Below are 18,921 nucleotides of genomic sequence, written 5' to 3'. Positions count from 1 at the left end.
GGCCGCTACGCAAGTGCAGGATGTCAGTTGCACATGCCGTAGCGGCGCGATTGATCACACGTATTCACCCGCCTCACTGCTGCTGATTGCGCAATAAATTGCGCCGCGACAGGACGGTAACGCCTGTCGTAATACCCTTTATCGCTAACGATTACTTCACCACGCCCAGCCACTGTCTGGCGATCTGCGCATATTCGCCGGTGGCGGTGCTGAGGTGCAGCCACTGATCGACATACAGCTTCCAGCTCATATCATCACGCGGAATCATGTAAGCCTTCTCGCCATATTGCATCGGCTGTTGCGGATTGATGGCACACAGCGACGGATAGTGCTGCTGCTGGAACAGCGCTTCGGAAGCATCGGTAATCATTACGTCGGCTTTGTTATCCACCAGCTGCTGGAAAATGCCGGTGTTCTCCGCCAGTTGCAGGCTGGCCTGCGGCAGATGACTGTGCACAAACGCTTCGTTGGTGCCACCGGCCGGCTCGATTACCCGCACCTGCGGCTGGTTGATCTGCTCAACCGTCTGGTACTTCGCTTTATCCGCGCAGCGCACCAGCGGAATCTTGCCATCGACGCCCAGCGGCTGGGCGAACCAGGCGATCTGCTGACGTTTTAGCGTCACGGAGACACCGCCCAGCGCGATATCACACTGTTTCACCACGAAATCCTCGCTCAGGGTTTTCCACGTGGTTGGTACCCACTCTACTTTTGCGCCGAGGCTGGCGGCCAGCGACTGCGCCATGCTGATGTCCAGCCCTTCATACTGGCCGTCGCTGCGCAAAAAGGTGTAAGGCTTGTAATCGCCGGTGGTGCAGACCTTCAGGATTTTGCTCTGGCGAACGTTATCAAGGTGGGATTGCGCCTGAGCCGCGCCGGCCATCAGTAGTAAAGCACTCAGTATCACAGTTTTCATGGTGTGTTCTTTTTAAGTGGATGTTGGTTTGCGTGCGGATTGTTGCATAAGTGACGGCATTATTGCTTTAAGAGCAAAAGTCTTGTGATCAATCACGCATTTTTTTGCCCCGCGCGCGCGCGTAGAGTGGGCGGCATCTATGAGAAACGGAGCGAATTATCCATGAGCAATATTTTGATTATCGACGGCGGCAAGACCTTTGCCCATTCCAAAGGCGAGCTGAACCATACCCTGACCGAAGTGGCGGCCAGCCAGCTGCGCGATCTGGGCCATGAGGTTCAGGTGACCGTTGCTGATAGCGACTACAACGTGGCGGACGAAGTGCAGAAATACCTCGACAGCGACGTGGTGATTTATCAGATGCCGGGCTGGTGGATGGGCGAGCCGTGGACGGTGAAAAAGTACATCGATGAGGTGTTTACTCTGGGCCACGGCGCGCTGTACGCCAGCGATGGCCGTTCGCGCAGCGATGCCAGCAAAAAATACGGTTCCGGCGGCCTGATTCAGGGCAAAAAATACATGCTGTCGCTGACCTGGAATGCCCCGCTGGAAGCCTTTACCGATGCCGACCAGTTCTTTGAAGGCGTCGGCGTGGACGGCCTGTACCTGCACTTCCATAAAGCCAATCAGTTCCTCGGTATGGAAAGTCTGCCGACCTTTATCTGTAACGACGTGATTAAACAGCCGGACGTGCCGCGCGATATCGCACGTTATCGGACTCATCTCAGTCAGATCTTTGCTTAACTGTAAGCACACCGGGAAAAAACAGAAGGAAGCGTTATGTTAACTGTGGTTGCAGAAATTTGCGTTAAGCCGGGCCGCCGTCAGCAGGTACTGGAGGCGATTAATAAACTGATCCCTGTGGTGCTGGAAGAAGAGGGTTGCCATCAGTACGATGCGCTGGTCGATCATCAGGCGCAGGTGCCGTGGAAGCAGAACTCGCCAGACTCGATCTTTATGCTTGAGCAGTGGGAATCGCTGCGCCATCTGGAGCAGCATCAGCAGATGCCGCACATGGATGCGCACCGCGCCACCATCAAAGATGACGTGGTGGACGTGAAAATTCTGGTGCTGGAACCGACCGCCTGATTTTTCCGCTGCAGGCATAAAAAAAGCCCCGGTTTTGCGACCGGGGCTTTTGTTTAGCAGCTAATCAATGATCAGTGCTGTTCGTTGTGCAGGTTCTGCACCAGCAGTTCCGCATCACCGTTGCTGTAGACGTTGTACTCGGTGCCGCCGACGGTGACGGTACCGGTCGCCTGCTGCCAGGAGCTGGCATCTTCACCGGCTGGCAGGATGTCTTCCAGCGTCAGCGCCTCGCCCTGTTTAGCGTTCACTACCAGCTGTGACTTGCCGTTGTCGATAAACAGTGAATCCTGACCCTGCGTCATGATGTCGTTCAGCGACATGCTCATCAGCCCTTCTACATCCGTAGCACCCGCAGCGAAGATCGAGTTGATTTCTGGCGGCGGCGGCGGGGTGACGTCGACGTTGGTCTTAACGGTATGGTCGATGACCAGTTCGTTGCCGGCTGCATCGCGAACCGTGACGTTAAAGGCATAATCGCCTTCTGCCAGTTTGTCTGACTCATAGCGCCACTCGCCGTTTTCTACCACGGTAGAACCGATCAGCTGGGTACGCGCTTCGTCGCCCCAAATCATCACGATAGTACCGTCTTCTGAGCCCTTACCTTTGAAGATCAGGGTGTCATCGTTGGTGTCCGGCCGCACCGGGATTTCAGTGCCGGTTTTATCTGCAAACACGCCTTCAAAGTTAGCACCTGCGCCACCTTCAACCGGCTCAGGAATGGTGGTATCAACCTCGAAGTTAATGGCGGCCTCTTTATCACCTTTCACACCGGATTTGCTCACCGGCTGAACTTCAACTTTGTGGTTACCCTCGCCCAGCGCTGGCAGCTCATAGCTCCACTCGCCGTTTACGACGTCAACCACGATCGGCTCCAGATCGTCGATGTAGATGATGACCTGCGACAGATCCGGTGACGTGCCCTTCAGCGTTGGCTGTTTGTCATCGGTGACCGTGCCATTTTCGATCTCACCCTGGATAGGACCGACGTTATCCTCCAGTATGTACGAACCTTCCATTGAGCCAGGCTTTTTGGTGTCGATGATCAGATCGATAGGATCGGATGGCTGCGATTCGTTGCCGGCCGGATCGGTGATCTCGATGATAACCTGATAGTTACCGTCATCGATTGGGTTCTCAGGTTTCACTTCCCACTTGCCGTCTTCGCCCACGATACCGGTACCAATCACCACCGGATTACCTTTACCGTCATCAATGATGACTTCCACTTTGTCGCCCGGGGTACCACCTTCGCCGCCGAAACCTGGACGGTTGTCATCAATGGGCTTACCTGGTTCAACCGGACCGGTGTTGTCACCTTCGTTATCGACAATCGTTGGTGGTTGCGGCTGATCCGGAGGCGTAATATCGATAATCACGTTGATTGGATCTGAGGTCGGTGACTCTTTGCCGGTGGCCGGATCTTTAGCGATCAGTTCAATATCGTGTGAACCTTCCGCCAGCTCCGGCAATTCAATTTCCCATTTACCATCTTTAACGACAGTTGAAGCCACCGGCTCTTTTTCGCCGTCAACAATCACGTAAATGATGTCGCCGTCGTTGCCTTCACCGCGCAGCACTGGCGTGGTGTCGTTAGTTGAATCGCCTGGCTGCAGCACGCGCTCTTCATCACCGTTGTTGGCGACCATCTCATCCACTACCGGTGCCGGCAGGATATTGCTGTCGATAACCAGTTTGAACGGATCGGTTTTCTCAGAAACGGTGCCGCCTTTGCTGATGGAATCCACAACCAGCGAGTGCTCACCTTCACCCAGCTCAACGTCCAGTTTCCACTCACCGCGATTGTCCGCCTTGGTAGAACCGATCAGTTTGTCGCCGTCCCATACGCGCACAATCACGCCAGCATCTGCTTTACCCGACAGGGTTGGGGTTTTGTCATCGGTGATGTCACCTGACTTCAGCGGTCCGGTAACGCGTCCTTCGTCATCCAACACCTCACTCAGTGATGGCGTGCCAGGCACAGAGGTATCCAGCGTCAGCGCGAAGTTGTCAGAACGCGGGCTCTCGGCGCCGAAGCGGTCAGTGTAGCTGGCGCTAAACACGTGGGTGCCATCGGTGGTCAGTTCCGGCGTGAAGCTCCAGCGGCCATCGGCACCGGCTTTTACGCTGCCAATCACATTGGAGCGAATATCGTAGATTTTTACCAGGCTGTCCGGCTGAGCAACACCGTACAAAGTTGGGGTTTTGTCATTGGTGTAGTTGCCTGGCGTCAGATAGCTATCCGCGCTGCCTTCATTATCGATCACGCGCATAATCTGCGGCGCTTCTGGTGCAGAGGTGTCGATATTGCGGATAAGCTGAGTTGATGGTCCCCAGTTACCCGCACGGTCCAGATAACGAATGCCAGCAACGTGCAAACCCTCTTTCATTTCCGGCGAGTCAAACTGCCATTTGCCGCTGGCATCAGCACGGGTAGTGTAAACTGTATCATCAATAACGATCTGTACTAATGCATTGGGTTCAGCATTATCAGCACTTAACGAGATAATGTTTTTATTGATGGTTTTAATGGCTTTACCCGGAAACGGATCCGCGTCCATAGTGGTTGATTCTGCTGGCGTTACAGATACCGCTTCGTTCACCGCCTGAGTGACCACACCGTCAGCAATCGTCAGGTTGAAAGCATCAGAGATCGGGCTTTCATGACCAACCGTATCCTTCGCCATCACGGTCAGTTGGTGCTCGCCATCTGCCAGCTCCGGCGTGATGCTCCATGCGCCCATTTTGTCTGCTACCACTGAACCGATCTCTTTACCGTTATCGTACAGGGTAACAATGGTGCCAGGCTCTGCCACACCAGACAGCGCCGGCGTTTTATCGCTGGTGGCGTCACCCGGCGTCAGGTAGTGGTCTTCCGCCGCAGCGTCATCAATCACGCGCCAGATTTCCGGTTTTGCCGGAGGCGTCGTATCCATATCAAGAATGAAGATACGCGGTGGGCTCGGGTTAGTCGCTTTATCAATCGATACCAGCTGAATGACATGGGTGCCGTCTAACCAGCTGGTTTTTGGATCGAATGACCATTTGCCGTCCTCGCTGATATCAACCATGTGCACTTTACCATCGACTGTGATCTCCAGCTTGCCGCCGTTGGCACCTGCTACGCTCTTATCAATCCATTTATAAAACTGGTCTTTGGTCGAGATAACGGTCGCGTTATCTGCTGCTGTAATATTAGCCATGATGTGTATTCCTTTTACGTTAAATAATGTTTCGGGATTTCCAGCCGAGTACAGGTTTAATTTCGCTTTTTATGCCTGCAGACAATACGAGAAACGTCTTAATCGATTAAGTTATATAAACCTCTAATAACTTTATCGAGGCACAGTGCCTCACACCTCATCAATATGAGATGTGAGAATGCGCTGCTAAAATAATTAAATCAGATCACTTATTTTCTACACTGATAATAACCCGGCGCTCGCTGGCATAGCATGCTTTCTGCGCCTGCAGGCTGCCTGAACAGTTAGTATCAACCTGAGACTCACCCATGCTCTGCGCGGTGATATTGGTCGCATTCATTCCCTGAGCAATCAGCAGTGCTTTCACCGCCTCAGCGCGACGCTGGCCCAGCGCCATATTGCTGCTGTCGCTGCCAATCGGATCGGTAAAGCCGGTGACGATGATGTGGCGTTGAGCAGCATTTTCCTTTTTCAGCATGCTGGCAAAACTGCTGAGTGCTTCGCGCCCCTGTGCGGAGATGTCGTTGCTGTTGGCGCTGCCGAAACGGAACAGCAGGTCAGATGAAAACGCATAGTTATCATAAGCTTCAGTCGTTCCTTCCTGACAGCGCTGCACCGACGATGCGCGCGACAGCAGATGAGCCTGACGTTTGGTGCTCAGTAATTCCTGCTGTGCCTGCTGCTGGCTGACCACCAGTGGACGACCGCTGTCATCGAGGTTAGCGCGAATGTAGTAGGTTTTACCGGCAGCCAGTTTATCACTCCACGATTGCGCGCGTTTACCCTGATAATCTGGCGCATCGTTGACATAACTGCCCAGCGAATGCGTTCCCGGCGCAACACAAAACACCGTATAGCCACCGGCCAGTAACGACGTCTGAAATTCACCGTCGACATAAATATTCGCCGGTTTTTCCCCGGTTAATGAAGCCGGACGATAATAAACCACCCGCGCCTGCTCTGCCGATACCGGCGATAAACTACGCCATGCGGCACCAAATGAATTTTGCGCCTGGGTTGAAAAAGTCGTGAATACTGGCGCACACACCAGTGAAGCTAAAAGTAATTTTTTTGCAATTTTCATTTAAGTTTCACAGGTGCAATAAATTGCACCTGTATGCTCCAGATAAATTAGAATTGTTCGATTTCGTTTTGTAAGAACAGCGCATCTGATTGGGAATTATTTTCAGCTATCACACCACTCTGGCTTTCCTGATTATTCCAGTCATTAAACGCATCGTTATTAAGCTGCAGTAATTCCGCATTAATCGGCTGCGGCTGATCGTCGGCCTCATTGAACAGTTCATGATTGTCCAGCGAAAGCAGAGCGGAAATATCAAGACCGGCCAGCTCAAGCGCATTAATCTCCGGCGGCGGCGGTGGAATGGTGTCGACTTCCACTTCATAAATGTCCGTTTTGCCGGTCACTTCGCCATCGCTGGAGAACACGCCGCGCAGCTGATAAACATCGTCCGCCAGATCCGGCGTCGTCAGCTCCCATTTGCCGTCAGCCCCAATCGTGGTAGTGAAGCTGTAGCTGTTCTCAAGACCGACAATGTAGATGGTTACCAGCTCGCCCGGCACGCCTTTACCGGCGACAATGATGCTCGGATCGTTCATCGCGCCGCCGTTTTCGATTGGCGTACGCACGCCGGCGTCGTTGTTGTCTTTAAAGATATGCTCAATCATGCCAGAAACCGGAACGTCCGGATCGGGCAGGCCGTCGACAGGATCAGGATCGCCCGGCACTTGCGTGTCGCCTTCAAACCCAATCGTGACCTTTTCAGAGGCCGGCGATTCGTTACCGGCCGGATCGCGCACCACGATTTCCAGCTCGTGCTCGCCCGGTTTCAGATTGTTTTCTGGCGTGAAGGTCCACTTGCCGTCTTCTACAATCACCGAACCAATGGGCTTGCCGTTGTCGATAATCACCACGATATCGCCATCTTCACCGGTGCCTTCCAGCGTCGGACGCAGATCTTTTGTGGTGGAACCGTCTTCCAGCGGATTACCTTCGCTATCTTTGATCACGCCAATGCCCGGATTTTCCGGCGCCACGGTGTCCACATCAACGATGAACGGATCGGATGGCAGAGATTTGTTACCCACCTGATCGACCACCACGATGCTCAGCTCGTGTCGCCCATCCTGCAGCGCCGGAGCCGTAAAGGTCCAGTTGCCTTCGGCGTCCACCTTTGCGGTGCCCAGCTTCACGCCGTCGTTCCAGATTTCTACCGTCGAGCCCGCTTCAGCTTTACCGGTCAGCGTTGGCGTATTGTCTTTCGTCACGCCGCCTTTTTCGATCAGCACCGGCGGATCCTGCATATCGTCCATCACGCTGCCGATGGTGCCTTTGGCTGGCGCCGTCAAATCGATGATGAATTCCCACGGATCGCTCTCTTCACCCACCACGCCTTCGGCGTTACGCTCGGCGGTAACGATGCTGTGATTGCCAGCCGCCAGCGGTTTTTCCGGCGTAAAGGTCCAGTTACCCTCGTCATCCACCAGCACTTCACCCAGCAGCGTCTCACCATCCCATATTTCAATGGTATTGCCCGGCGTACCGGTGCCGTTGAAGGTGGGCATGGTGTCGTCGGTACGGCCGCCATTTGCTACCGAACCGGTTACGTCGCCGATATCATCAATCACATCGCTGATGGTGGGCTTGCTGATATCGCCGCCGCCGCTGCCACCGCCGCCTTCACCTTTGCCGCTGTGGCTGCCGTCGTTATTGTCGTAGTGGTGTTTCGCCGCGACATAGCCGAGGCCTGCCGCTGCCGCGATAGCCGCCAGGCCACCCAGTGCAATCAGCGCCGGCGACCATTCAAAGCCGCTGGCCAGCGCGTAACCGGAATTATCATCAACGCTGCCTTCACCCAGCGCCAGCGCGGTGGTTTCGCCGTCGGCCAGCGCGGCCGCTTCGTGGTCGGCATTGCCGTCCGTCGCGACGTAAGCGTGCATTTCGCCGTCTTCCGCTTTACCCACTAAGGTGCCGGATTTAGCGAAGAAATCTTCGATAATCAGATCCGGCTTGCTGGCGTCTGAGCCTTCCAGCATCACCAGCAGGTTTTTCCCTGCGCGTTTAACGGTGATGTTTTCAGGCGCGGTGCCGTCCTGGTTCTGCGTCAGCAGATATTTTCCGTTGGTAATTGCCTGAATCTTCACTGCTTTGCCGTCTTTACCGGCGCGCAGCACTTCCGCTTTGGTTATGGTTTTCTTATCGATAACCGCCACACTTACGGGTGAAACGTTCATGATTCTTCCTTCCGTCGATTAATTTTGACTGCGCGTTTGCAGGCAAGCGCCGCAATCTCCCTGGCTCTGCCCACGGGTGGGCTCAAAGTTGCGACATAATCCGGAAAGAGATAAATCCGAGACATAAGAAATGTCCCGTTAGGAAAAAATTCTTAAATGGGCGACCGAAAGATAGCTAAATCATTAACCGATTGAATTAAAGCGTTTTTATCGATGAGGGCAGAACATAACAGGAAAGGTTATTCAAACAGAACAGGACTATAACAGATGATTTTCCTGAATTTTTTCCCGTAAAAAATCCAGAAAACAGGTGATGCGGGAACTGAGCGACTGGTTGCGATAGTACACCGCGTGAATCGGCAGGCGCAGTTCGCGCGTGTCATTTTCCAGCACCTGCACCAGCCGGCCGCTGGCGCGATCCTCGCGGCTGACAAAATCCGATAGCCGCACAATGCCCTGGCCGGCCAGCGCCAGCTGGCGCAGGGTTTCGCCGCTCGACGCGCACAGCGTGGGTTTGATGCGCAAAAACTCGCCTTCACGCTGCCATACCGGCCAGACATTGTGCGCGTCCAGCTGGCTGAATCCCAGCAGCTGGTGCGTCAGCAGATCTTCCACGCTCTGTGGCGCGCCGGCTTTTTCCAGATAGGCCGGACTGGCCAGCAGGCGAATCGCGCTGCTGCCCAGCACGCGGGCGCGCAGCGTGGAGTCGCGCAGTTCACCAATGCGAATAGCGATATCGGTTTGCTGCTCAAGCAGGTCGATGACAATGTCATCGGTGTTCAGCTCCAGCTGAATTTGCGGATAGCGCGCGCAGAATTCGGCAACCAGCGGCACGATAACATGCAGGGTAAACGGCGTATTGGCGTTGACGCGCAGCCGTCCGGAAGGAATGTCGCGCCGCTGCGCGATATGCTCTTCGGCCTGCTCCACCGACGCGAGGATTTGCCGCGCGTGATCGAGAAAAATCAGCCCCTCTTCGGTCAGCGCCAGGCGACGCGTGGTGCGGTGCAGCAGTGTGGTTTGCAGTTTGCTTTCGAGGCGGCTCAGCGCCCGGCTGATGCCGGAGCTGGTTTGATCCAGCTGTTCCGCTGCGGCGGTAATCGAACCGGTGTCCACCACCGCGACCCAGGCGCGTAACTCTTCCAGTGTGATTTTCACTCTTCCTACCTCAGCGCATTGCTACTTCGAGACCGGTCTTAGCCTCGTTCTCACGGCTGCTGAGGTAGATTGCTCCACGTTCAGCAGCGGCAGGATACCACAATGCAGCAAAACGCAGGGATTATCGCTGGCCCGGGGCAGCGGGCGGCCTGGTTGTGCCGCGCACAGCGCGGTTTTATTAACGGGCATGCGGCGATGGGACAGTTCGGGACGGGCAGCAATGGCACGCGTTGCCGGCATAAAAAAGGGACGCCGCAGCGTCCCGTTTGCATCACACTTCGAGGTCGGCGAGGTCGCCTTTTTCCTGCAGCCAGTTGCGGCGGTCTTCCGAGCGTTTCTTCGCCAGCAGCATGTCCATCATCCGTAACGTCTGCTCGACGTCTTCTTCGTCGACCGTCAGTTGCACCAGACGACGGGTGTTGGGATCGAGCGTGGTTTCGCGCAGCTGCAGCGGGTTCATCTCACCCAGACCTTTAAAGCGCTGCACGTTCGGCTTGCCTTTTTTCCGCTTCAGCTGCTCCAGCACGCCCTCTTTTTCGTCTTCATCGAGCGCGTAATACACCTCTTTACCGAGGTCGATGCGGTAAAGCGGCGGCATCGCCACATAGACGTGGCCCTGCTGCACCAGCGAGCGGAAGTGCCTCACAAACAGCGCGCACAGCAGCGTGGCAATGTGCAGGCCGTCGGAGTCCGCATCGGCGAGGATACAGATTTTACCGTAGCGCAGCTGGCTGAGATCTTCACTGTCCGGATCGATACCGATCGCCACCGAAATATCATGCACTTCCTGCGACGCCAGCACTTCGTCCGACGACACTTCCCAGGTGTTAAGGATCTTGCCTTTCAGCGGCATGATCGCCTGATATTCGCGGTCGCGCGCCTGCTTGGCGGAGCCGCCCGCAGAATCCCCTTCCACCAGGAACAGCTCGGTTTTATTCAGATCCTGCGCGGTACAATCGGCCAGCTTGCCCGGCAGCGCCGGTCCGCTGGTCAGCTTTTTACGCACCACCTTTTTCGCCGCGCGCATACGACGCTGTGCGCTGGAGATCGCCAGCTCGGCCAGCATTTCGGCGGCCTGCACGTTCTGGTTGAGCCACAGGCTGAAGGCATCTTTCACTACCGCCGAGACAAACGCCGCGCACTGGCGTGAGGAGAGACGCTCTTTGGTCTGTCCGGCAAACTGCGGATCCTGCATTTTGACCGACAGCACATAGGCGCAGCGATCCCAGATATCCTCCGCCGACAGCTTCACGCCGCGCGGCAGAATATTGCGGTATTCACAGAATTCGCGCATCGCGTCGAGCAAGCCCTGACGCAGGCCGTTAACGTGCGTTCCGCCCTGCATGGTCGGGATCAGGTTGACGTAGCTTTCGGTCAGCAGCTCGCCGCCCTCCGGCAGCCACAGCAGCGCCCAGTCGACTGCCTCCACATCGCCGGCAAAGCTGCCAACAAACGGTTTTTCCGGCAGCGTTGGCAGGCCATTCACCGCTTCGCTCAGGTAATCCGTCAGGCCATCCTGATACAGCCAGGTTTGCTCGGTATCGTTCACCTTGTCTTTAAAGACAATTTCGACACCCGGGCACAGCACCGCTTTGGCTTTCAGCAGATGCTTGAGGCGGGAGACCGAGAAGCGCGGGCTGTCGAAGAAGCTTTCGTCTGGCCAGAAGTGAACGCTGGTGCCGGTGTTACGTTTGCCTACCGTACCAATCACCGCCAGATCCTGCACTTTATCGCCGTTTTCGAAGGCGATCTGGTAAATCTCACCGTTGCGGCGCACCGTGACTTCCACACGCTTCGACAGGGCGTTGACCACCGAAATCCCCACGCCGTGCAGGCCGCCGGAGAACTGGTAGTTTTTGTTGGAGAATTTACCGCCGGCGTGCAGGCGACAGAGAATCAGTTCGACCGCTGGCACGCCCTCTTCCGGGTGGATATCGACGGGCATACCACGGCCATCATCGATCACTTCCAGCGACTGATCGGCGTGCAGGATGACTTCCACGCGTTTGGCGTGACCAGCCAGCGCCTCATCGACGCTGTTATCGATCACTTCCTGGCCCAGATGGTTAGGGCGTGTGGTATCGGTGTACATGCCCGGACGGCGACGTACCGGTTCGAGGCCGGTTAAAACCTCAATGGCGTCAGCATTATAGCTAGATTGGCTCATCGTAACAGTCTGATTAGCAATAGGAAAATGGGCCCATCCCGCAGCATCAGGGAGTATTCAGTCCCAGAAAATCAATCATCTGCGCAAAATGGCGTTCGAATCCGATATAGGCATGATTGCCGCCCTCTTCTACCGTCTGACGGCACGCGCTGTAGTAATCCAGCGCCTGGCGATAGTCGAGCACTTCATCGCCGGTTTGTTGCAGCAGCCAGAGTAGATCGGGCGCTTCCAGAGGGTCAATCTGCATCACTTTCAGATCGTAAATGTGGCGAGACTCTAACACATATTGCTGGCCGGTGTAGGGATTCCGGTTTTCACCCAGATAATCCACCAGCAGTTCAAACGGCCGCACCGCCGGATTCACCACCACCGCCGGCAGCATGAAACACTGCGACAGCCAGGTGGCAAAATAGCCACCGAGCGATGACCCCACCAGCCCGAGCGGTTCCCCGGCATACTGCATCACTAACTCTTCCAGCAGCGCAGCAGCCTCAGCGGGAAAAGTCGGCAGCTGCGGCACCAGCACCTCAATGTGCGGATGCTGCGCCTGACACCACTGCTGTAACTGCGTCGCTTTAGCCGACTGCGGTGAGCTGTTGAATCCGTGCAGATAAATCAGCGCCGCCATGGTTTAGTAGCCCTCTGAATCCAGATCCGGACGGAACAGATCGCTCTGCAGACGATTCACTTCGGTGTGCAGCGTGCCATCCGCCTGCAGCGTCAGCCAGCGCCAGCCGGGTGCCACGGTATCAATGGTGAAGTTGGTGCAGTGCGGTTTGAACTGGACGCAGGTCGAAGGCGACGCCAGTACGCGGCGGCCGTGCCAGTCGAGATCCAGCTCCTGATGAATGTGGCCGCACACCAGGTGGCGCGCCAGCGGGAAGTTTTGCAGCACTGCATCCAGCTGATGCGGATTGCGCAGGCTGTGCTGGTCAAGCCAGGTACAGCCAGAGGCCAGCGGATGATGGTGCAGCAGCACCAGCGTGTAGCGATCGGGGAACTGACGCAGCGTGCGGTCCAGCCACTCCAGCTGATAGTCGCTCAGCATGCCGTGCGGCACGCCAAAAACCTGGCTGTCCAGCAGCACCAGTTGCCAGTGCTCGCCGAGCAGCACATGCTTGTCCGCGGCGATGCCGGCCTGCGCCAGCGTATCCACCATCGCTGGCTGAAAATCGTGATTGCCCGGCAGCCAGACGCACGGCTTCGGCAGACGCGCAATGCCCGCAACAAAATGCTGATAAGCTTCGACGGTGTGATCCTGGGCGAGATCGCCAGTGGCGATAATCAGATCGTAATCGCGCTGTTGAGCCGCGATGGCGTCCAGCACCGCATCAAAACTCGACCAGGTATTCACTCCAAGCAGCGATTGATGTTTTCCCGCGAAAAGATGGGTATCCGTAATTTGTAAAATCCTGATATCGGACCCATTTGCCGCAGGAAGAGTTAGCAGGCTATCCAAAGCGTTTCCTTTCTCTCCACGCTATCGTTGCGTTATATACCCGTGCGGATTCAGGGTATCGCTATCAGCACACCGGCACGGCCATCGCGCCGTGCGCCAGGCAGTACCGCAACCAGTCGGCAAGGAACTGGTTAATCTGATGTTTTTCATCGCGCTGATGCAATTTTTTATTAGGATAATCATAGCGCGCTTTGAAGCGATAGATCTGCTGAGTGGAACACACTTCAGCCACCATCGCATCATGGTAGAGCCGCACCGACATGGACGGCAGGCTCCAGTAGCTCACTGCGGGTGCCACCTGGCGGATCTCCACCAGCGTGGTGTAGCGCGTCGACTCTTCAATAGTCAGCTGATAACTGGCGCCGTTCACCTGATACATCACCGACGCACCTGCCTCGTCACTGCGCGGCAGCAGGCGGCGCAGCTGAGCGAAATTGGTTTCGCACAGACGCATCATTTCGGGGAAATCAGGGGTATAGCGCTGTTTCATGTTGGCTTCCACTCTTCTCTTAGTTTCTCATGGTGCAACGCCAGCCATTGCAGAGCGATGACAGATGCCGCGTTATCAATAATCCCCTCTTCCACCCAGCGATAAGCCTGTTCGCGGCTTACCACATGCACAAGAATATCCTCATTCTCTTCCTCCAGCCCGTGATTTCCCTCTGCCTGGCTGGCATCCACTTCGCCCACCAGCACCGACAAACGCTCAGAGGTTCCGCCGGGGCTGGCTAAGTAATTCACTATCGGTTTGACGCGGCCAACCTTGAGGCCAGCCTCTTCGACCGCTTCACGACGCACCACATCTTCCGGCGTTTCGCCCGGTTCAATAATGCCGGCCACCATCTCCAGCAGCCAGGGCGTGGCGCTGGAATCATAGGCCGGGATGCGGATCTGTTCGATCAGCACTACTTCGTCGCGCAGGGGATCATAGGGTAGCAGCACGGCAGCGTGTCCGCGCTCAAAAACTTCGCGCACCACTTCACCGCTCATCTCGCCGTTAAAGCGGCGATGGCGGAAGCGGTAGCTGACGATGGAAAAAAAACCATCGTAGCGAGTATCGCGTGCAATAATTTCTACATCGTTTTTTGTGAAAGTCACAGGGGATTTTTTTTCACCCGCCATCATCTGGTTCCTTATGCAGATTGGGATGGAGCGAAGAAAAGCCAACCCTTGTGCTCCGTCCGAGTGGTTCTTTCTGAATTATTTACGTAAATTAGGGGGAGAAGGCACGTTCAGCCAACTTATCTCTGACGCCGCCTCTGTAGAATCGGCGATTATTTTTTGGCTTACCTGCAGCACACTCTCTGTGCATTTGCTGCAACACAAGGAATGCAAATGAAAAAACTGCTCCCACTTTTTATTGGACTGAGCCTGGGCGGTTTCAGCCTTGCCAGCCAGGCAGAAAACCTGTTGCAGGTCTACCAGCAGGCGCGCCTCAGCAACCCGGATCTGCGTGCTTCAGCCGCCGATCGCGACGCTGCTTTTGAGAAAATTAACGAAGCGCGTAGCCCGTTGCTGCCGCAGCTGGGTCTGGGTGCAGATTATACCTATAACAGCGGCTATCGCGACAACAGCGGTCTCCATTCCAACACGACCAGCGCCTCGCTGCAATTAACGCAGACGATTTTCGACATGTCGAAATGGCGTGCGCTGACGCTGCAGGAAAAAACGGCCGGCATTCAGGACGTTACTTATCAGGTAGCGCAGCAGGATCTGATCCTGAACACCGCAACCGCCTATTTCAACGTGCTGAAGGCCATTGATACGCTTTCTTACACTGAAGCGCAGAAACAGTCGATCTACCGCGAGCTGGATCAGACCACCCAGCGTTTTAACGTCGGTCTGGTGGCCATCACCGATGTGCAGAACGCCCGTGCTCAATACGATAGCGTGCTGGCCAACGAAGTAACCGCGCGTAACGACCTGGATAACGCGGTGGAATCGCTGCGTCAGATCACCGGCATGGATTATCTGTCGCTGGCGTCACTGAATATCGATCGTTTCAAAACGGCGCGTCCGGAAGCGGTATCCAATTTGCTGAAACAGGCTGAGAGCCGTAACCTCAACCTGCTGTCTGCTCGTCTGAGCCAGGATCTGGCGCGTGAGCAGATTCGCTCCGCCGAGTCCGGCCACATGCCGACGCTGGATCTGACCGCCTCTACCGGTCTGTCAAACAGCAAATACGGCGGCAGCCGCGCTAATCAGAGCGCCGGTACCACCGACTCGATCACCGGCTCCAACCAGGTTGGCCTGAGCTTCTCACTGCCTCTGTACAGCGGCGGTTCAGTGACCTCGCAGGTGAAACAGGCGCAGTATAACTTCGTCGCCGCCAGCGAGCAGCTTGAAGGCGCGCACCGTAGCGCGATTCAGACCGTCCGTTCTTCGTTCAACAACGTGAACGCTTCGATCAGCAGCATCGACGCTTACAAACAGTCGGTAATCTCGGCGCAGAGCTCATTAGATGCTTCGGAAGCCGGTTATCAGGTGGGTACGCGTACCATCGTTGATGTGTTAGACGCGACCACCACGCTGTTTAACGCTAAACAGCAGCTGTCGAATGCGCGTTACAGCTACCTGATTAACCAGCTGAACATCAAATATGCGCTGGGCACGCTGAACGAGCAGGATCTGCAGCAGCTGAACAGCACGCTGGGCAAAGAAGTGACGACCTCACCAGAAGTGGTCGCGCCGGAAAACAGCCAGCAGGCCGCGCGCGTGGATAACGGCCCGAAAGCGACCTCCGCGTCCGCCGCCGCTCAGGCCCGTCCGGCCGCGGCACGTAACAGCGCCAATCCTTTCGCTAATTAAGCCTTCAAGGGGCCGCTTGCGGCCCTTTCGCATTCAAACGTATAACAACGTAAAGATCCCCTTGCCACCCGGCTTCCCGCTTCATTTTCCACCACTCATCACCTATCCTAAGCCCCACCTTTGGGCACAGGATGAAGATAATGAAACGGACAAAAAATATTCGTCATGCCGCTTTCCGTAAAAGCTGGCAGGCACGCCATTTAACGCCGGTCGCACTGGCGGTCACCGCCGTGTTTATGCTGGCAGGCTGCGAACAGAGCGATGAAACGGTTTCGATGTACCAGAACGCCGATGATTGTGCGAAAGCCAATCCGGGCCAGAGCGCTCAGTGCACCACCGCTTACAACAACGCGCTGAAAGAGGCTGAGCGCACCGCGCCAAAATACGCCACGCGTGAAGATTGCGTCGCGGAATTCGGCGAAAATCAGTGTCAGCAAACCCCGGCACAGGCGGGCGTCGGTACCACGGCGAACAACGCTGAAGCGCAGCAGAGCGGCAGCTTCTGGATGCCATTGATGGCCGGCTACATGATGGGTCGTCTGATGGGCGGCGGCGCCGGTTTTGCACAGCAACCGCTGTTCTCGCCAAAAACCCCGAACAGCCCGGCTAACGGCCAGTTTGTTGATGCTTCCGGTAAAAACTACGGTGCTGCCACCTCCGGCCGCACGATGAACGTACCGAAAACCGCGCTGGCGCCAAAACCGGCCACTACGTCCACCATCACCCGTGGCGGCTTTGGTGAGACGGTAGCCAAACAGAACACCATGCAGCGCAGCAGTGCCACCAGCACCGGCAGCCGCTCGCTGGGAGGCTAAGCGCGCGCATGCAACGTATTGCTATCAGCGAACGCCCGAACTGGCGCGAAAAAGCGACCGAGTACGGTTTTCAGTTTCACACCATGTATGACGAACCCTACTGGTGCGAAGACGCTTATTACCAGTTCACGCTGGCGCAAATTGAACAGCTGGAAGCCGCCACCGCTGAACTGCACCAGATGTGCCTGCAGGCGGTAGAAAAAGTGGTGAACAGCGAAGCGCTGCTCACCCGTTTCTGCATTCCGAAACACACCTGGGATTTTGTGCGCGAATCCTGGCAGCAGCGTCAGCCGTCGCTCTATTCACGCCTCGATCTGGCGTGGGATGGCACAGGCGAGATCAAGCTGCTGGAGAACAACGCCGATACGCCAACCTCGCTGTACGAAGCGGCGTTTTTCCAGTGGATCTGGCTGGAGGATCAGCTCAACGCCGGCAACCTGCCGCAGGGCAGCGATCAATTCAACAGCCTGCAGGAGCAGTTGATTGAGCGCTTCGCCACGCTGCACCAGCAGCACGGTTTTAACTGGCTGCACTTTGCCTGCTGTCGCGATACGGAAGAGGATCGCGCCACGGTACAGTATCTGCAGGATTGCGCCACTGAAGCCGGTCTGCCAAGTGAATTTCTCTACATTGATGAGATCGGGCTGGGCGAAAAAGGTCAGTTTACCGATCAGCACGATCAGGTGATCAGCAACCTGTTCAAGCTCTATCCGTGGGAATTCATGCTGCGCGAGATGTTTTCGACCAAGCTGGCCGATGCCGGCGTGCGCTGGCTGGAGCCGGCGTGGAAAAGCATTCTCTCCAACAAAGCGCTGTTACCGCTGCTGTGGGAGATGTTCCCCAACCATCCTAACCTGCTGCCCGCCTGGTTTGCCGATGATGCCAGCGCGCCGCAGATGGAAAAATATGTGGTGAAACCGCTGTTTTCCCGCGAAGGTGCCAATATCACCATCGTGGAAAACGGTCAGGAAATCGCGCGCGCCGACGGCCCCTATGGCGAAGAGGGCATGATCGTCCAGCAGTTCTGGCCGCTGCCGAAATTTGGCGACAGCTACACGCTGATTGGCAGCTGGCTGATTGACGATCAGCCTGCCGGTATCGGTCTGCGCGAAGATCGTGCGCTGATCACCCAGGATCTGTCGCGTTTCTATCCGCACACATTTATTGAGTAATGCACGTGCCGCCCGGTCTGCGGGCGGCACAGGTGTCAGCCAACCTGCACTGACAGCATACTGATCGAACCCATCTCCATGCCTTCCACCGGGATGCTCACCGCCTCACCTTCAGCACGCGCGCCGAGAATATACAGCAGCGGCAGATAGTGCTCCGGCGTCGGGTTAGCCAGCTGCGCGCCTTCATGCTGCTGATAATTCACCAGCGGATGCTGCACCGCCTCGCCTTCGTAGTCCAGATTATCGCGCACAAACTGGTTGAAGCTCTCCGCCCACGGATAAGCGCTTTCCGCGCCCTGCCAGCGAATCATGCGCAGGTTATGCACCACGTTGCCACTGGCCACCAGCATCACGCCTTCGTCACGCAGCGCCGCCAGTTTACGTCCCAGCGCAAAATGCCACGCCGCCGGCTGGGTGCCATCAATACTGAGCTGAATCAGCGGAATGTCCGCCTGTGGATACATCTTCGCCAGCACGCCCCACGAGCCGTGATCAAAGCCCCACTGCTGATCGGCCTGCACCGCCACCGGCGCCAGCAGATCGATAACGCGCTGTGCCAGCGCTGGCGAACCTTGCGCCGGATAGCGCACGTCGAACAGCGCCTGCGGGAAGCCACCAAAATCATGGATGGTGCGCGGATTGCTCATCGCCGTCACCGCCGTACCGCGCGTGTACCAGTGCGCCGAGATGGCGAGAATAGCGCGCGGACGCGGCAGGGTTTCGCCCAGCTGCTGCCATACGCGGGTATAGCGGTTGTCTTCTAATACGTTCATCGGGCTGCCGTGGCCGAGAAACAGAGCGGGCATGCGGGTCATTATTCATCCTCTGGCGTCGGGATCGCGTTAATGACTGTCACGATACGCGCTTTCGCCAGGGGAAAAA

The 18,921-nt window shown here is 56.3% G+C and carries 16 protein-coding genes; 5 read left to right on the top strand and 11 right to left on the bottom strand.

All coding sequences use genetic code 11. The features are described 5' to 3' along the window. Window positions 1-151: 151 nt before the first annotated feature. Window positions 152-916 carry a transporter substrate-binding domain-containing protein gene (locus C1N60_RS02860; RefSeq protein WP_394521364.1) on the bottom strand — a complete coding sequence of 255 codons (765 nt, stop codon included), beginning with the start codon at window positions 914-916 and terminating at the stop codon, window positions 152-154. 162 nt (window positions 917-1,078) lie between these two features. Here C1N60_RS02860 and C1N60_RS02855 point away from each other — a divergent pair, with 162 nt between their 5' ends. Together C1N60_RS02855 and C1N60_RS02850 are read left to right on the top strand one after the other, a co-directional pair. Beyond that, entirely contained in the window at window positions 1,079-1,660 is a 582-nt protein-coding gene (locus C1N60_RS02855) for an NAD(P)H-dependent oxidoreductase (protein WP_125310314.1), read from the top strand. 36 nt (window positions 1,661-1,696) lie between these two features. After that, window positions 1,697-2,005 (top strand): putative quinol monooxygenase, encoded by a 309-nt coding sequence (locus C1N60_RS02850; RefSeq protein ID WP_021509602.1) that lies wholly within the window; start codon window positions 1,697-1,699, stop codon window positions 2,003-2,005. A gap of 71 nt (window positions 2,006-2,076) precedes the next feature. Here C1N60_RS02850 and C1N60_RS02845 read toward each other — a convergent pair whose 3' ends face one another. The 9 genes from C1N60_RS02845 to nudF all read right to left on the bottom strand — a co-directional run bounded on the left by C1N60_RS02845 (window position 2,077) and on the right by nudF (window position 14,366). Next, window positions 2,077-5,205, bottom strand: coding sequence for an Ig-like domain-containing protein (locus tag C1N60_RS02845; protein WP_394521363.1), 3,129 nt, complete (start codon window positions 5,203-5,205; stop codon window positions 2,077-2,079). A 205-nt stretch (window positions 5,206-5,410) separates the two neighbouring features. Then, window positions 5,411-6,289, bottom strand: a complete 879-nt coding sequence (locus C1N60_RS02840) for an OmpA family protein (protein WP_394521362.1) — start codon at window positions 6,287-6,289, stop codon at window positions 5,411-5,413. Window positions 6,290-6,336: 47 nt separating this feature from the next. Then, window positions 6,337-8,460, bottom strand: coding sequence for an Ig-like domain-containing protein (locus tag C1N60_RS02835; RefSeq protein WP_394521361.1), 2,124 nt, complete (start codon window positions 8,458-8,460; stop codon window positions 6,337-6,339). Window positions 8,461-8,718: 258 nt separating this feature from the next. Beyond that, window positions 8,719-9,618 (bottom strand): LysR substrate-binding domain-containing protein, encoded by a 900-nt coding sequence (locus tag C1N60_RS02830; RefSeq protein WP_058776526.1) that lies wholly within the window; start codon window positions 9,616-9,618, stop codon window positions 8,719-8,721. A gap of 271 nt (window positions 9,619-9,889) precedes the next feature. Beyond that, a complete protein-coding gene (gene parE / locus C1N60_RS02825; RefSeq protein WP_021509608.1) occupies window positions 9,890-11,785 on the bottom strand; it encodes a DNA topoisomerase IV subunit B in 1,896 nt (631 codons plus the stop codon). Window positions 11,786-11,831: 46 nt separating this feature from the next. After that, window positions 11,832-12,413 (bottom strand): esterase YqiA, encoded by a 582-nt coding sequence (gene yqiA / locus C1N60_RS02820; protein WP_058771368.1) that lies wholly within the window; start codon window positions 12,411-12,413, stop codon window positions 11,832-11,834. Between the two features lie 3 nt (window positions 12,414-12,416). Beyond that, a complete protein-coding gene (gene cpdA / locus C1N60_RS02815; protein WP_031280131.1) occupies window positions 12,417-13,244 on the bottom strand; it encodes a 3',5'-cyclic-AMP phosphodiesterase in 828 nt (275 codons plus the stop codon). Window positions 13,245-13,308: 64 nt separating this feature from the next. After that, on the bottom strand, window positions 13,309-13,734 hold the full coding sequence (locus C1N60_RS02810; protein WP_021509611.1) for a DUF1249 family protein: 426 nt from the start codon (window positions 13,732-13,734) through the stop codon (window positions 13,309-13,311). Continuing rightward, on the bottom strand, window positions 13,731-14,366 hold the full coding sequence (nudF, locus tag C1N60_RS02805) for an ADP-ribose diphosphatase (protein WP_058776538.1): 636 nt from the start codon (window positions 14,364-14,366) through the stop codon (window positions 13,731-13,733). The genes C1N60_RS02810 and nudF overlap by 4 nt, the downstream gene beginning before the upstream one ends. A gap of 213 nt (window positions 14,367-14,579) precedes the next feature. Between nudF and tolC the strand changes: the two genes are divergently transcribed. From tolC to C1N60_RS02790, 3 genes are all read left to right on the top strand, one after another. Beyond that, entirely contained in the window at window positions 14,580-16,052 is a 1,473-nt protein-coding gene (gene tolC / locus C1N60_RS02800) for an outer membrane channel protein TolC (protein WP_021509613.1), read from the top strand. Between the two features lie 140 nt (window positions 16,053-16,192). Continuing rightward, complete coding sequence (locus tag C1N60_RS02795) at window positions 16,193-16,867, top strand: DUF1190 family protein (RefSeq protein ID WP_058771367.1); 675 nt, start codon at window positions 16,193-16,195, stop codon at window positions 16,865-16,867. An 8-nt stretch (window positions 16,868-16,875) separates the two neighbouring features. Further along, on the top strand, window positions 16,876-18,039 hold the full coding sequence (locus C1N60_RS02790; protein WP_394521360.1) for a glutathionylspermidine synthase family protein: 1,164 nt from the start codon (window positions 16,876-16,878) through the stop codon (window positions 18,037-18,039). Window positions 18,040-18,074: 35 nt separating this feature from the next. Here C1N60_RS02790 and ygiD read toward each other — a convergent pair whose 3' ends face one another. Then, window positions 18,075-18,845 carry a 4,5-DOPA-extradiol-dioxygenase gene (ygiD, locus tag C1N60_RS02785; RefSeq protein WP_394521728.1) on the bottom strand — a complete coding sequence of 257 codons (771 nt, stop codon included), beginning with the start codon at window positions 18,843-18,845 and terminating at the stop codon, window positions 18,075-18,077. Window positions 18,846-18,921: the final 76 nt, after the last annotated feature.

The sequence above is a fragment of the Pantoea sp. SGAir0184 genome, from assembly GCF_043544755.1.
The sequence above is the reverse complement of the archived record's forward strand: the minus strand, read 5'-3'. Positions and strand labels throughout refer to the sequence as shown.